Genomic DNA, 15,713 nt, shown 5'->3' on the forward strand with positions numbered 1-15,713 from the left:
TTCACGCATACGACACGCGGGTCCAAGTGTTGCCAGATGTGGTATCCAGTTTCGCTCGGACATCCCTTCCGCACATTCCATGTATGATGGAACCAACAAATGTTAGCGCTAACATACCGCATAACAACAGCAAAGCACCATCTGCGAACGCAAGGGAGCGTGAACGCCATGGAGCAGCACATCACTGATCGCATTGTCGGCACGGCATCCGCGGGTCGAGCCGATACGGCCCGCACTGATACGCCCCGACCTGATACGTCCCGAACTGACGAGGCCGCGGAGTCCATTCTTGCCGGACGCACGAGTTTGGGTGTGGAATTCGGTTCCACCACAATCAAGGCCGTGCTGATCGACGAGCATCAGACAACGTTGGCAACCGGCGATTTCGCTTGGGTCAGCCACCTGGATTCCACGTCAGGCCAGCCATTATGGTCCTATGATGAACAAGAAATTTGGCAAGGTTTGCAGCACGCGTATGCGCAACTAGCCGCCAACGTCACTGAACACTATGGCGTAACGCTGACGCGCATTGGCGCCATCGGCATTTCGGCCATGATGCACGGGTATCTCGCCTTCAACGGCGCAGGCGAGATGCTCACCCCGTTCAGAACCTGGCAAAACACGAATACGCATGAGGCCCACGAACGGCTGTCGGCATTGTTCAGCTTCAACATTCCCGAACGCTGGTCAGTGGCACATCTGTATCAGGCGTTGCTTGACGATGAGGCCCATCTGGCCGATATTGCGTATCTGACCACGTTGGCTGGTTACGTGCACTGGAAACTCACGGGCCGGCGCGTGCTCGGCATCGGCGATGCTTCCGGCATGTTCCCGATCGACCCCGTTACGCATGGCTATGACGAGCGCTACGTTGACCTGTTCAACGCGCTACCCGAGATGAAACGCCGCGATTGGACGCTCACGGACATCCTTCCCGAACCGCTTGTTGCAGGCCAGTTCGCGGGTCAGCTGACCAAGCAGGGCGCCGCACTGCTCGATCCGTCCGGCCATCTTGAGTCCGGCATCGCAATGGCCCCTCCCGAAGGCGACGCAGGCACGGGCATGGTGGCCACAAATTCCGTGCGCAAGCGTACGGGCAATGTTTCGGCTGGCACGTCGATTTTCGCGACCGTCGTGCTCGAGCATCCGTTGCGTGAGCTGCGGCCCGAAATTGACATCGTTGCCACACCCTCGGGTGACTTGGCCGGCATGAGCCACGCCAACAACTTCACGAGCGATTTGAACGCTTGGGTTACGTTGTTTGGCGAGTTTGCGCAAGCCGCCGGAATGTCGATGCCGAAGGCCGATTTGTTCGCACTGTTGTTCCAAGCAGCGGTGGCTGACGATGTGGATTTGGACTGTGGGGGACTGCTGAATTTCCCGTTCCGTTCAGGCGAATTCCTCGTCGGACTTGAGCAGGGCCGTCCATTGTTTGTGCGCTCGCCTGAGGCGCGCATGACGCTCGGCAATATGATGCGCGCGCAATTGTGCAGCGCATTCTCACCCGTCAAGATCGGCATGGACATCATGACCAAGGACGAAGGCGTGCGTGTGGACTCGCTTGTGGCCCACGGCGGCATTTTCGCCACGCCCAAGGTTGCGCAAAGCATTCTGGCCGCCGCGTTCAACACTGCAATCACTGTCATGGACACGGCCGCCCGCGGTGGCGCGTGGGGTATGGCTGTGCTCGCCGACTACCTTTCGCACGACGACGAGTCGCTGGCCGACTTCCTGGACGCACGCGTGTTCTGCTCGACCAGCGGCACCACACTTGAGCCCGATTCTTACGCGGTGGCCGGTTTTGAACGGTTCTTCAGCCGGTTCCTCGCGGCACTGCCCGTGGAACGCGCGGCCGTCGAGACCGTCCCTTTGGACGCCGTGTGAGGCATTTGGAATGTTGATTGCTGATGGTTGCGGCCACAGTAATACAACTGCACATATCCCAACGAAACTGTTGGACGAAAGGAGGAAGCATGACAACGTTGGCCGACTACGGCCCGCAAGTCAGGGCTGAAGTCAAGCAAGTCAGGCAGATCGTGGCAGCGTTGCACGACCAGCTGATCAAGTGGAACCTCGTGGTGTGGACGGCAGGTAACGTGTCGCAGCGACTGCGCACGGCCGATCTCATGGTCATCAAACCAAGTGGACTGCGCTACGAATATCTGACGCCGTCGAGTATGGTCGTGTGCGACCTCGATGGCAATGTGGTGGACGGCAGCGAGGCCCCGAGTTCAGACACGGCTTCACATGCCTATATTTACCGCCACATGCCCGACGTGTATGGCGTGGTGCACACGCATTCCACCTACGCCACAGCATGGGCGGCCACAGGCCAGAACATTCCCTGCGGACTGACGATGATGGGTGACGAATTCGGCGGACCTGTGCCCGTGGGACCGTTCCGCCTGATCGGATCGGAAGCCATTGGCGAGGGCGTCGTGGAAACGCTCAAACAATATCCGAAGTCTCCGGCGGTGCTCATGCAAAACCACGGGCCATTCACGATCGGCAAGGATGCCGAGTCGGCCGTCAAAGCCGCGGCCATGACTGAGGAAGTGGCGCGCACGATGTGGGCGGCCAAACAGCTCGGCGAAATCATTGAGATTGGCCAGGACGATATTGACAAGCTCAATGACCGCTACCAGAACGTTTACGGGCAGCACTGAACCGTACGGACAGTGCTGAAACGTATGGACGGTACTGAAACGGCGTGGCTGCAAGCAACCACGAGTGACGGTGGCGACGGGTCTGACGCCCTCGGTTACGCAAAGTAGCGTAACGGGCGCCACAACCGCAACGACTGCAACATCCATAACCACCCCACAACTATTGAACAATCGCAACTGTTGCCGACGGTCAGTGAGGACCGTCGGCATTGCAAAGGACATCATCATGGCAATGGACAATCCGTTTGAAGGCAAGGAAATCTGGTTCGGCGTCGGCTCGCAGGACCTCTATGGCGAGGAAGCGCTGCGACAGGTGGCCGAACAGTCCACGCAGATTGTGGACGCGCTCAACGCGTCGGGTCTGATTCCTGTGACGCTCGTGTTGAAACCCACGCTCAAATCGTCGGACGGCGTACGCCAATTCATGATCGACGCGAGCGCGAACGAGCGTTGTATCGGCGTGATTACCTGGATGCATACGTTCTCGCCGGCCAAAATGTGGATCCGCGGGCTTGAACTGCTGAAGAAACCGTTGTTGCAGCTCAATACGCAGCATCATCTTGAGATTCCATGGGAGACAATTGACATGGATTTCATGAATCTCAACCAGGCCGCGCATGGTGACCGTGAATACGGGTATATCGTCTCGCGCCTTGGTATTGCGCGCAAAATTGTGGTCGGGCATTACACGGATCCTCAAGTGGCACGCAAGATTGGCGTATGGGCGCGCGCTTGCGCCGGCTGGGATGCAAGCACGCATATGAAGGTCATGCGCTGGGGTGACAACATGCGCAACGTGGCTGTGACCGAGGGTGACAAGACTGAAGCTGAGCGCGTGTTTGGCGCCTCAATCAACACATGGTCGGTCAACGAACTCGTGGCCGCTTATGAGGCTGTGCCGGAAACGCAGGTTGACGAGCTGATTGCCGATTACCAAGCCAAGTATGATGTGGCGCCGAATTTGCTTGATCCGTCCAAGGACTATGAGTCGTTGCGCATCGCCGCTCGTGAGGAAGCGGCTATGGTCAATATGATGCGTGCCAACGGTTGCACGGCCGGCGTCGACAACTTTGAGGACTTGGGCTCGTTGCCGCAGCTGCCGGGTGTGGGCCCGCAGCGTTTCCCGAGTGAATACGGTTTCGGGTTCTCCGCCGAAGGCGACTGGAAGACGGCTGTGCTCGTGCGCATCGGCGCTGTCATGGGCTATGGCTTGGAGGGTGGCGCCTCGCTGATGGAGGACTATTCCTACAACTTGACGCCGGGCAACGAGATGATTATGGGCGCGCACATGCTTGAAGTGTCGCCATCGTTGGGCACGATTGACAAGCCGAAGCTTGAGATCCATCCGCTTGGCATCGGTGGCAAGGCTGATCCCGTGCGGTTGGTGTTCACGGTCAAGCCGAAGAAGAACGCGGTGGTCGTGTCAATGGCCGATATGCGCGAACGGTTCCGGCTGCTGCTCAACGTGGTCGATGTGGTGGAGCCGTTGGGCTCGCTCGAGCAATTGCCATGCGCCCGCGCGTTGTGGAAGCCTGAACCGTCGTTGGATGTGTCGGCTGAATGCTGGCTAATGGCCGGTGGTTCGCACCATACGTGCATGACGACGTCGGTGGGGCGTGAAGCATGGGAAGATTTCGCACGCATCGCCGGCGTGGAATTGGCGCAGATTGACGCCGACACAACGCCGCGCGCCTTCGAACGCGAACTGCAATTGCAAGACATTGTGCACCGTTTGGATAACCGGCACTGATATGGTCAGCTGAAGCGCGTGGCTGACTGGTGATTATGCATGAACGCCATTCAGCCATCCAGCCGTACATAACGCATTCGGGGCGGTTCCCCGGCCTTTCCAGGCACAGGGAACTACCCCGAATTATTACGTGTTCGGCGCTATGTGTTGGCAATCATGATTGCCTGCAACCTTTGAACGCCCACAATCAGCGCGTATAAATACGTCGATTGATCTCATCAGCGAACACGCGGTTCACGGCGGGACGGACCATTTTCATGCTCGGCGTCAGGCAACCGTTGTCTTGCGAGAAGTTCTGTGTGATCACAATGAACTTGCGCACGGATTCGGCGCGGCTGACTTCGGCATTCGCCTTGTCCACATAGTGCTGGATCTCTTGCGCCACCTCAGGCAGCGCAGCGGCTTGCTCGATGCTCAAATCGGCAGGCTGGCCAATCGTGGGCAGCCACTGTTCCAAACCTTCCTTGTCCAGCGTCATCAATGCGCCAATGAACGGCTTGTTGTCACCAACCACCACGGCATGCTCCACAATCGGGCATTTGGCAATCGTCTGCTCCATTGGCAACGGGGAGACGTTCTTACCACCGGCCGTGATGATGATGTCTTTGGCGCGGCCCGTGATCGACAGGTTGCCTTCATCGTCGAGCGAAGCCAAATCGCCCGTGCGCAGCCAACCGTCGTCGGTGAATGTTTCCTCGGTCTTGTCGGGCAGATTGTGGTAGGCGCGGGACACGGTTTCACCCTTGATTTCAAGTTCACCCGTGTCGCTGATACGCACGCTCAACCCCGGACCGGGACGCCCGACCGAACCGATGCGGTTATCGTTGGGGCGCGTGAACGCGAACGGCGCGGCCGTTTCCGACATGCCGTAGCCTTGGATCATCGTGATGCCAATGCCGTTGAAGAAATGGCACAACGCCGGATCCATCGGCGCGCCACCGGCGGCCAGATACTTGATGTTCGGGCCAAACGCTGAACGGATTGTGCGATAGACAAGATGCTCATACAGCGCATGCTTGCGGCGCTGCTGCTTCGTTGGGTCATGAGCCGGTTCCGGCACGTCAGTACCACCGTTGACCGTATGCGACCATTCACCCGCGAATTCGGTGGCGGCTTGGAAAATGCGCCCCTTGAAACCGGTACCAGCCTTGCGTGAAGCCGCATTGTACACTTTCTCGAACACGCGTGGCACACCTAGGATGAACGTTGGTTTAAACGTTTGCATATCAGCCGGAAGCGTCTTGATATTGGGCAAATAACCCACCACGCCATCCTCGGAACTGATCACAAAATACTGGACGAATTGCGCAAAGCAATGGGCCAACGGCAGGAACAGCAGCAGACGCGCATGGTTTTCAATCGTTTCCGGTACGCTCATCGCCGCCGAACGCGTGCTCGCCATTACATTGCGATGCGTCAGCTCCACACCCTTGGGCGCGCCCGTGGAACCCGACGTGTACACGATCGTCGCCAAATCATCAGCCGTAACCGAACTGATACGCTCGTCCAGCTCTTCATCGGACACCATGAGACCTAAGCCTTCAAGCGTTTCCAACGCATGAGCGTCAATCATCAGGATGCGCTCAAGATTCGCGCATGCGTCAAACACCGAATCCAAACGGTCGAAGCGCTCGCGATTGTCGGCAATGGCCAGGCGAGACGCCGAATCGTTCAAAATATGTTTGGCCTGCGCCGCAGAATCAGTGTCGTAAATCGGTACGAGCACAGCGCCCACAGCGGCCAATGCGAAATCAAGCAAACCCCATTCGATGCGTGTTGACGAGAAAATCGTGACAGCATCACCCTTCTTGATGCCGAACGCGATCAGGCCTTTGGCGATCGCGCGCACACGGTCGTTGAACTCGCCCGTCGTAATTGTGCTCCACGTGCCATCTGCCTCTTTGTTTTCGGCGATGACCTCGTCCGGGCCCGACTTGGCCAAGCGGTCGGTCAGGAACGTGTATTTGTTTTCGTGGTCGTCAACCAGTTTGCTCGGACCAGGTGCGGTGTATTCGGTCAGCATGCCGTATCTCTCTTCTCGCTCGATCGGTGTCACATGTGGCGATGGAATTACCCCTTGTGCAGCGTAGAAGGAATACGCGTGCATGTGCATTGTGCGAACACCCAACATATGGCGTTTGACCCTTGTGTGATTGCACAAAACCGTTCGCGCGCCAACGTTTGCATTGCCTCGTCGCCCCCTCTTCGTAAGCCCTTCGCAATGGCCGCGTTGCAGCCTTCCCCGGGTTGCTAGTGTGAACAGCAGAGAACGGAACATCCCACGTCATCACAATCTGCGGCGCCTATGCAGGCATAGCCATGTATGGCAAGCTTGACGTATCGCCCCGCTTGTGGTCGGCATGGCAGGTGAGGAGGAATCATGGTAGACAAACGCCTGTTCGGCATCGCGCCCGGCACGGGCAAGCTCGTGGCCGCCAAAGTGCTGGCCCTGTGGGCGAATTTGCTCGCCAGCATCGCGCTCGTATACACGTTCGTCAGTCTGCTCGGCGTGCTGCTGTTGCAAGCCGACCGCCACGCGCCACATCCCGCATGCCTGCACATGGGCGGTCTGCATGCCCAACCCGATCTAGAATCGACACTCGGCTGCACCACACGCCTGCATTTGGCCGACGCGTTCTGGCCTTTGGGCACCGATCCCGACAGTGTCGCGCACATCTGGCAAACCTACTGGCCGCTGCCCACGATTCTGTGGTACGTGCTGATATTCGTTTGCTTGGCGCTTGTCAAGTTCCTCGCCACGCGTGCCGCCAGCACATTCGGCGTGTCGGCCGGCGAGCGCGTCAAAATCGCGTTGCGCCAGCGCCTTTATCAAAAACTCGTTGACTTGGGACCCTCCTATGCGCAGCGCGTGCGCACGTCCGACGTCATACAGTCGATGGGCGAAGGCATAGACCAGATTCAAAGTTTTTTCAACCTGTTCCTGCCGCAACTGTGCTATGCGATTCTCGCTCCGATCACACTGTTCATTTTTGTGGCCCCAATCAATCTGCCGGCCGCGCTCGTACTGCTGTGCTGCGTACCGCTGATTGTGCTGATCGTGGGCCTCGTGGCCATGCGCGCCTCGCGCGTGTTCAAACAATACTGGGGCAAATACACCGACATGGGAGCCGCGTTCCTCGACAACCTGCAAGGCTTGGAAACGCTCAAGGATTTCGATACGGACGAGCATGCCGCCAAACAGCTTGACCAGCAGGCGCAAGACTTCCGTGAGATGACAATGAAAGTGCTGCAAATCCAGTTGCGCTCGCTGACGGCCATGGATATTGTGGCGTTTGGTGGTGCTGCCGCCGGCATCATTACGGCCGTATGTCAGTATGTGGCCAACGGGTCCACGACTTTCCATCTCGATTTTGGTTCGTTCGCGTTCCTCGACGGCCCGTATGTGACGGTTGCCGGCGTCGTGATCATTGTGCTGCTCAGCGCCGAATTCTTCATTCCCGTGCGCCAGCTTGGCTCGTTCTTCCACGTGGCCATGAACGGCATGACGTCCACAAAACGCATCTTCACGCTGCTCGACGCCCCCGAACCCGAACGCGGCACACAGTCGCTGCCCGCAGACACCGCCTCAATCGGCTTGGTATTGCGCGGCGTGGGCTATTCGTACGATGACGTTGCGTCCGAAACCGGCGATTCCGGACCTGCAGTGCGCCCGGCCAACCTGCCAACCGCCCACACGTCACCCACGTCGCCCACGGCCACACGCGACGCGATCCAGTCGGTCTCGTTCACGGCGCGCCCTGGCACGCTCACGGCCGTAGTCGGCCAGTCCGGTTCCGGCAAGTCCACGCTCGCCGCCGTGCTCGCCGGCCAGTTGACCGGATACGCGGGTCTCGTCACGTTGCGTGCGCATACGGCCACGCAGTCTTCTCTTGATTCCTCTGGCACCAACTATGAGCTCTCCAACTTCACATTGGCTTCCCTCTCGCAAGCCGTGACGCTCGTGGACGCACGCAGCTACCTGTTCACCGGCACTGTACGCGACAATTTGCTCATGGCCAATCCGCAAGCCAGCGATGACCAACTCATGCAAGCCTGCGCTGCCGCACATATCGACGCGTTCATCCAATCCAAGGCCGAAGGCCTTGATTTCCAAATCGAACCCGACGCGGCCAACCTCTCAGGCGGCCAACGCCAACGCCTGGCCCTCGCGCGCGCATTGCTACACGATTCACCCGTGCTGATCCTTGACGAAATCACAAGCAGCGTGGACGTGGACAGTGAACAGCTGATCATGCAAACCGTGCACGACCTGGCCAAGACGCATACCGTGATTATGGTCACGCATCGCCTAGCCAACGCCGTAGACGCCGACAACGTGATCGTCATGGACCAAGGCCATGTGGCCGAAGAAGGCACGCATCAGCAACTGATGGATGCCGAAGGTCTCTACGCACGCATGTTCACTACGCAACAGCAAGTGGAACACGTAGGCAAGCGCACAGGCGCAGCGCTCACACAACCGTTGCAATACGGCGCACCCGCCATGCTGCAACCTGCCTACGAAGAACCATCCAACGTGACACACGCTGCTACGGACGGTTCTGCACAGCCGCGTCATGCCGAAGAAACAGCCAACGCCTCCAAGCGCCAAGCCGACAAGGCACTCGTGCAACGGTTGCTGCGTGAAGCCGCACCGCTGAAGAAAGAAATGATCCTCGCCTGCATTTTCGGCACCGTTGGTCATTTGGCCGCCACATTCGTGCCTGTATTCGGCGTCATCGCAATCTTCTGCGCCACAGGCAACCCCGTATGGGGCATGGGACTGTCGATGGCCTTGACCTGCTGCGGCATATGCGCGGCAATCCGCGGCATCCTGCGCTACTACGAGCAATACCGCAACCACGACATGGCATTCCGTCTGCTCGCGCTATTGCGCCACAACGCATTCGCCGCGTTGCGACGCCTCGCACCAGCCAAACTCGAAGGCCACGGCAAAGGCGAACTCATTACGCTGATCACCACAGATGTGGAACTGCTCGAAATCTTCTTCGCACACACGATTTCACCAGTCGTGATCGCATGCGCCACCTCACTGCTGTACATCATCACCGCATTCGCGCTCTTCAACCCATGGATCGCCGTGCTCATGATCGTGGCCTACCTCATCGTGGGCTGGCTCTGCCCCAAGATGTTCGGTACATCGTTGCAACGTTATGGCACAGCAATCCGCGACGACTCGGCATTACTCAGCAACGAAATGCTCGACGACATGCGCGGACTCGCGCAAATCGTGCACCTCGAACAAGCCGATAAGCGTTTGGCACGCCTCATGCGGCTGTCGGGAGCGTTGCGCTCACAGTACGTGCGCATGGCTGAACGCAACGGTTCGTTTGGCGGCGTGACGAATGCGATTGTGCTGCTGTTTGGTGCGATTGCCGCATTCATCACAATCGGCATGGGTGTGTCGAATCCGATGAACATTGGATTCGATGTCACGTCATTCACGTTATTTGTCAGCTCGTTCGGTCCTGTGCTGGCGTTGAGTGCGTTGCCTGGCGACTTGACGCAAACGTTCGCTTCGGCGCGACGCCTGTTTGCGTTGCAAGACGAAGTGCCATCTGTGGTTGAGCAAGGTCGCGAACGGCCGCAATACGATGGCATGGCGATGCGCAACGTGACCTTCGCCTACCCGACGGCGCTGCAGAAATCAACAGAACAGAACGCAGCACCCACGAACCGCAACGTGCTTGAAAGTTTCAATCTTGACGTGCCTGTGACGGGCATCCTCGGACTGCAGGGACCGTCAGGGCGCGGCAAATCAACGATTCTGAAGCTGCTTATGCGTTACCGTGACCCGCAAACGGGCAGCGTGACAATGTCGAACTGCAAGTTGCCTGACGTGGATGCGGGATACCGGCGGCATGTGCAGGCGATGATGGGGCAGGAAACCTACCTGTTTGACGCCACCGTGCGCGACAACTTGCGCATCGCCAACCACGGAGCCTCCGATGCACAGCTCTGGCATGCGCTCGAGCAAGCGTCGGCGCTCGAACTTGTGCAGTCGATGCCGGACGGGCTCGACACGCAAGTCGGGGAACTTGGCAACCGCATGTCGCAAGGTGAGCGCCAACGCATCGGCCTGGCGCGCGTGTTCCTGCGCGATGCCGACCTGATTTTGCTGGACGAGCCCACGAGCCGTTTGGACGCGTTGAATGAAGCCTATATTTTGCAGTCAATCAACGAGCTGGCGCAAAGCCGCAATAAACTCAGCGAACCGGAACCGGACATGAAGGGGGCAGCCCCCGACGTTCAGGAAGGGGGAGTGCAGGGCGGCTCGCGCAGCCTGGCCGTCGTGCTCGTCTCGCACCGGGATTCCACCATGCGCATCTGCGACAGCGTGCTGCAAATCTAAGGAATCGCAATGGTTTTCACAGGCCCGTACCCACGAAAGTGGAGTGCGGGCCTGTTGCGTGTTGCGGGTGTGTGAGGCGACATGGCCACTATGAGGAATGTTACGCAGCGCGACGGGGGTGGTGTGCTAAAACGTCCCGTTGACGGATATCGCCGTCGACGGGAGATAGAAGCGACCCAAGGAGCCCCCATGGCCTTTGCAGAACGCAATGAATTGAACAAGAACCTCGCACAGATGCTCAAAGGTGGCGTCATCATGGACGTGACGACGCCTGAGCAGGCACGTATCGCGCAGGATGCGGGTGCGTGCGCGGTGATGGCGCTGGAACGCATTCCGGCCGACATCCGTGCGGCGGGAGGTGTGAGCCGCATGTCTGATCCGGCCATGATCCGAGGCATCCAGGAAGCCGTGTCGATTCCCGTCATGGCCAAGGTGCGCATTGGGCACATGGCTGAAGCGCGTATTCTGCAGGCGATTGAAATTGATTACATTGACGAGTCGGAAGTGCTCTCGCCGGCCGATGACGTGTACCACATCGACAAGCGCCAGTTCGACGTGCCGTTCGTGTGCGGCGCGAAGAACCTGGGTGAGGCGCTGCGCCGCATTGAAGAGGGCGCTTCAATGATCCGCACGAAGGGTGAGCCGGGCACGGGCGACGTAATCCAGGCCGTGCGCCACATGCGCACGATGAACCGTCAGATCCGCGAACTCGCCTCGCTGCGCGACGATGAAGTCTATGAGGCGGCCAAGCAGCTCGCCGTGCCGTATGAACTCGCGATGTATGTGCACGAGAACCGCCGTCTGCCAGTTGTCAACTTCGCTGCCGGTGGCGTGGCCACTCCGGCCGACGCGGCGTTGATGATGGAGCTTGGTGCGGAAGGCGTGTTCGTGGGCTCGGGCATCTTCAAGTCGGGCGACCCGGCCAAGCGTGCGGCCGCAATCGTGCAGGCCACGGCCAACTGGCAGGATTCCGATCTGCTCGCGCGCTTGTCGGAAAACCTCGGTGAAGCCATGGTCGGCATCAACGAGGACGAAATCGAAACGATTATGGCCGCGCGCGGCGAGTGAGCCGGCGCACGGTGAGTGAATGGCCGCGCAGCAGTTGGGTCGCCGGATCGTGAGCGGCGCTGCTGGGCGGCTGAAATGGCAACGCTGGGCAGTGAACGGCGCTAATCGGCTGATTGGCTGAAATAAGCGGCTGAAGTGAGTTGAAGGGACGGCAATGGTTGTTGATGTGAGCTACATAAGCAAGGAAACCTCGGACCATCTTGAGGATGTGATGCTTGGAGCGCCATCGGTCACAGGCATTGTGGCCGTGCAAGGCGCGTTTGCGGAACATGCGGCCATGCTGGACCGGCTCGGCGTCCCCTGGAAACTGCTGCGCAACGGTGAGGATTTTGACGATTCGATTGCGCGCGTAATCCTGCCGGGCGGCGAAAGCACGACGCAAGGCAAGCTCCTGCACCAAACGGGACTGTATGAGCCGATTGCGGCCCACATTGCAGCAGGGCGCCCCGTGTTCGGCACCTGCGCTGGCATGATTCTGCTCGCCCGCGAACTTGAGGACGACCCGACTGTGCATTTTGGTGCGATGGATGTGACCGTGCGCCGCAATGCGTATGGTCGCCAGTTGGGGTCATTCAGCGCCGATGCCGATATCGACTTTTCTGTGGATGTGGCGGATGGTGATTTGGGTGAGGAAGTGACCGGAGACGCAGCGGAGGCGGATTATGTGGCTTGTGAGGTCAATCCGCGCATTGACGACTATCCCGTCGTGTTCATCCGCGGCCCGCTGGTGTCAAACGTTGGGGAAGAGGCCAACGTGGCGGCAATGGTCAACGGCCAGGTGGTGGCCGTGCGCCAAGGCAATCTGATCGCCACGGCCTTCCACCCCGAACTGACCGATGACACACGAATCCACGAATTCTTCCTGAGCCTGTGAGGATGTGGGGTGGGTGTGCTCCCGGTAGCTGCCTACTGCACGCCCGGCAGGTGCCCATTGTGCGGTAGGCAGCCGCTCATCGCAAGCCCGGCAGCCGCCAACACCTATTGTGCACGCTGCCGGGCGTACCTTTTGTGCTCCTATGAGAGGCTTTGTGCGACTTTGAGTGACTTTGCGGGGCCAACGCGTGCCGCTGCGTTCCGCCTCACCTAGCTAGGGATGTTTTTGCGTACCCAGTGGTCACAACGGAGATCCATCTTGTGCCCGGATGTGTCGTTTTTGTACCACGGCGGTACAAACGCATGCATTTTCGTATCAACTCGTATCGCTTTTGTACCACGGTGGTACGTTTGCGCTACAACTTTTGCCCGGATGTATCGCGAATGTACCACACCGGTACATTCACGCTACGGATTTCGCCTCGTTTTGCACGCGTTCGTACCACCGTGGTACAAACGCGTGCATTTTTGGCCTAAATCCGTATCGTCTTTGTACCACCGTGGTACAACTGCGATACAGATTGACCTAACCCGTACCTTTTTGTACCACCGTGGTACAAAAACGGTACAGATTAACGCCAACCCACATTGTTCTCAGCGTTGTGGGTGCGGTTTGTGATGAGGAGTGGCCTCATAGCGGATGATATGGTGCCGGCTGCACACTGATGTTTGGGCGCGGAGGCGAAGAGAGGGATGAGATTGAGGTGCAGTGCAGTTGGATGGCAGGGTGGGATTGGCGGAAGTGGGAGTAACGGGGTGGGATTGACGGGGATGGATTGGTGGGAATCGGCTAGGGGTGGTTGGCTCAGGGAGGCTAGTAGGATGGCTGGTGGATTAGTCGCTGTTATTTCTGTTAGTTGTGGAGCTTGTATCAATGGATGTTGTATCTACCAGTGCCGTGTCTGCCGGCAATGATGCTGCAGGCAATGATGCCGCAAGCAATGTCGCTTCCGAATATGTCGCTGCCGGACTCACTGATGAGGGGACTGTAAAGGCGCTGCCTGTTATACCTACCATCACGCTCAACGACGGCAATACCATTCCTCAGATTGGGCTTGGGGTGTTGCGTATTGATGATGAAGGCGTGGTGCCTGTGGTCGAATCGGCGCTGGACCTTGGTTACCGCCATATCGACGGTGCGGCCGGATACAACAACGAAGCCGGAGTGGGCCGTGCGCTTGCGCAAGCAGGTTGGAACGGCGACGCCCAATCCCCGGCAATCCAGCAGCTGGCGCAAGAAACTGGTGCCGACGCCCAGACCTTGGCGCAGCAACGCCGCCAGAATCTGTGGGTGACCACCAAGCTCAAGGATTCCGAGCAAGGTTACGATTCCACATTGGCCGCTTTCGACCGCCAACTGGCGCTACTGCAGCTTGAGTATGTGGACATGTATATGATTCACTGGCCGACCCCATTCAACTGGCGTTCGGGTGAAACTTGGCGCGCTATGCAAGAGTTGCGTGACCAGGGCCGCGTGCGCACCTTGGGTGTGTGCAACTTCATGCCGTCCGACCTCGAGCGTTTGCATGACGAAACCGGTGAGTGGCCGGCCGTCAACCAGATTGAACTGCATCCCACCTGGCAGCAGCGCGAGGTAGTGCGCTTCTGCAAAGACCACAACATCGCCGTAGAAGCCTACTCACCAATGGCCCGCGGCGCCGATCTTCAAGCAGGTGACGGTGTGATCGAGCGCATCGCTGCCGCTCACAACGTCAGTCCGGCTCAAGTAATCCTGCGCTGGCATATTGAAAACGGCACAATCATCATCCCCAAATCCGTGCATGCCTCGCGCCAGGCTGAAAACCTCGACCTATTCAATTTCAGCCTGACCCCCGAGGAATACAGCGCGATTGACGAGCTCGACGGTCCCACGCGTGCCGGCCACGATCCCGCCACGTTCAGCTACGCGTAGCCAGAAAGTTTGCGTAGCCCCGCAGGTTTGCGTAGTGAGGCTGCCTTGCCTAGCCTCACAGCTATGCCAAGTCCGGTAGTTATTCAGTAAACCGTAGTTATGCACGCACCATCAATTGCGCAGCCCTCAACTTCCTACAGTTGAGTGATACGGCAATCATCCCCGCGTTTTTGTAGAAATTGGTAGAAAGGCACGATCCAGTGGCAACTCAGCGCCCACATTCCAACCGCTCCAACCATTCCGGCCGCGCATCTACGTCGCGTTCGTCGAGTTCGCGTTCGCGCAGCCGTTCCTCCGCTTCGAGCGATTCGTTCTCGCAGGCCGTGCGCAAACTCGCCACTGGCAAGTTGCGTGCGCAAGGGCCTCTGGAGCGCGTGCTCGTGCTGCTGGTGCTCGCGATCATTGTGGGCATTGTGGTGGGGCTCGTGCTGCCGAACATCAACGATGGCGCCGCCCGTCTGACCGGCCGTTACACGGCGACGGGCACGGCTGCCGAAACGCTGCAGAAGCTGACGGTGGACGACTCAGGTGGCGCGTCGGGATATGACCGCGACGCGTTCGGCTATCGCACGACTGATGACGACGGCAATGGTTGTGACGTGCGCGACGACGTGCTTGCTCGTGACATGACCGACGTGACGTACACAAAGTCCGGCGGTTGCAAAGTCAAGACGGGCGTGTTGGCCGATCCGTATACTGGGCAGACAATCCATTTTCAGCGTGGCCAGCAGACGAGTTCAGCCGTACAGATCGACCATGTGGTGGCGCTTGAGAACGCTTGGCGTTCCGGGGCAAGTTCGTGGGATGAGGCCAAGCGGTTGCAGTTTGGCAACGACATGTACAATCTACTGGCTGTGGACGGTCCCGCCAATCAAGACAAGGGTTCCAAGTCCGCCGCGTATTGGCTGCCAACGAACGGTGACTATCGTTGCGATTATGTGGCCCGTCAGATCGGTGTCAAAGACAAGTACGATCTGACCGTCACCTCAGCTGAGAAGCAGGCCATGCTTTCCGTTCTGCACGGCTGCCCCGGCCAGTCCATCCCCGAAGACCGTTAATAAAGGCGGCTCC

The 15,713-nt window shown here is 58.8% G+C and carries 9 protein-coding genes; 8 read left to right on the plus strand and 1 reads right to left on the minus strand.

What is annotated here, in order from left to right; genetic code table 11:
* Positions 1-168: 168 nt before the first annotated feature.
* From BGLCM_RS03340 to araA, 3 genes are all read left to right on the plus strand, one after another.
* The gene (locus BGLCM_RS03340) at positions 169-1,884 is read left to right on the plus strand and encodes a xylulokinase (RefSeq protein WP_148401487.1); all 1,716 of its coding nucleotides are present in this window, start codon (positions 169-171) and stop codon (positions 1,882-1,884) included.
* An 89-nt stretch (positions 1,885-1,973) separates the two neighbouring features.
* The gene (locus tag BGLCM_RS03345; RefSeq protein WP_006295755.1) at positions 1,974-2,666 is read left to right on the plus strand and encodes an L-ribulose-5-phosphate 4-epimerase; all 693 of its coding nucleotides are present in this window, start codon (positions 1,974-1,976) and stop codon (positions 2,664-2,666) included.
* Between the two features lie 226 nt (positions 2,667-2,892).
* On the plus strand, positions 2,893-4,416 hold the full coding sequence (araA, locus tag BGLCM_RS03350) for an L-arabinose isomerase (protein WP_044084760.1): 1,524 nt from the start codon (positions 2,893-2,895) through the stop codon (positions 4,414-4,416).
* Between the two features lie 187 nt (positions 4,417-4,603).
* On the opposite strand, the gene BGLCM_RS03355 is transcribed toward araA, so the two are convergent.
* Positions 4,604-6,439 (minus strand): AMP-dependent synthetase/ligase, encoded by a 1,836-nt coding sequence (locus BGLCM_RS03355; protein ID WP_044084761.1) that lies wholly within the window; start codon positions 6,437-6,439, stop codon positions 4,604-4,606.
* Positions 6,440-6,796: 357 nt separating this feature from the next.
* On the opposite strand from BGLCM_RS03355, the gene BGLCM_RS03360 reads away from it, so the two are divergent.
* The 5 genes from BGLCM_RS03360 to BGLCM_RS03380 all read left to right on the plus strand — a co-directional run bounded on the left by BGLCM_RS03360 (position 6,797) and on the right by BGLCM_RS03380 (position 15,700).
* Complete coding sequence (locus BGLCM_RS03360) at positions 6,797-10,789, plus strand: thiol reductant ABC exporter subunit CydD/CydC (protein WP_006295752.1); 3,993 nt, start codon at positions 6,797-6,799, stop codon at positions 10,787-10,789.
* 189 nt (positions 10,790-10,978) lie between these two features.
* Positions 10,979-11,857: a pyridoxal 5'-phosphate synthase lyase subunit PdxS gene (pdxS, locus tag BGLCM_RS03365; protein ID WP_044084762.1), complete on the plus strand. Its 879-nt coding sequence runs from the start codon at positions 10,979-10,981 to the stop codon at positions 11,855-11,857.
* A 154-nt stretch (positions 11,858-12,011) separates the two neighbouring features.
* A complete protein-coding gene (gene pdxT / locus BGLCM_RS03370) occupies positions 12,012-12,731 on the plus strand; it encodes a pyridoxal 5'-phosphate synthase glutaminase subunit PdxT (RefSeq protein WP_006295750.1) in 720 nt (239 codons plus the stop codon).
* 873 nt (positions 12,732-13,604) lie between these two features.
* On the plus strand, positions 13,605-14,642 hold the full coding sequence (locus BGLCM_RS03375) for an aldo/keto reductase (protein WP_006295748.1): 1,038 nt from the start codon (positions 13,605-13,607) through the stop codon (positions 14,640-14,642).
* Positions 14,643-14,965: 323 nt separating this feature from the next.
* Positions 14,966-15,700, plus strand: a complete 735-nt coding sequence (locus tag BGLCM_RS03380; RefSeq protein WP_006295747.1) for an HNH endonuclease family protein — start codon at positions 14,966-14,968, stop codon at positions 15,698-15,700.
* Positions 15,701-15,713 lie beyond the last annotated feature (13 nt).

It is taken from the genome of Bifidobacterium gallicum DSM 20093 = LMG 11596, assembly GCF_000741205.1.
Classification (GTDB): Bacteria; Actinomycetota; Actinomycetes; order Actinomycetales; family Bifidobacteriaceae; genus Bifidobacterium; species Bifidobacterium gallicum.

Coding starts and splice junctions, on each gene's coding strand:
- BGLCM_RS03340 (WP_148401487.1), top strand. CDS start 169: ATGGAGCAGCACATCACTGATCGCATTGTCGGCACGGCATCCGCGGGT.
- BGLCM_RS03345 (WP_006295755.1), top strand. CDS start 1,974: ATGACAACGTTGGCCGACTACGGCCCGCAAGTCAGGGCTGAAGTCAAG.
- araA (WP_044084760.1), top strand. CDS start 2,893: ATGGCAATGGACAATCCGTTTGAAGGCAAGGAAATCTGGTTCGGCGTC.
- BGLCM_RS03355 (WP_044084761.1), bottom strand. CDS start 6,439: ATGCTGACCGAATACACCGCACCTGGTCCGAGCAAACTGGTTGACGAC.
- BGLCM_RS03360 (WP_006295752.1), top strand. CDS start 6,797: ATGGTAGACAAACGCCTGTTCGGCATCGCGCCCGGCACGGGCAAGCTC.
- pdxS (WP_044084762.1), top strand. CDS start 10,979: ATGGCCTTTGCAGAACGCAATGAATTGAACAAGAACCTCGCACAGATG.
- pdxT (WP_006295750.1), top strand. CDS start 12,012: ATGGTTGTTGATGTGAGCTACATAAGCAAGGAAACCTCGGACCATCTT.
- BGLCM_RS03375 (WP_006295748.1), top strand. CDS start 13,605: ATGGATGTTGTATCTACCAGTGCCGTGTCTGCCGGCAATGATGCTGCA.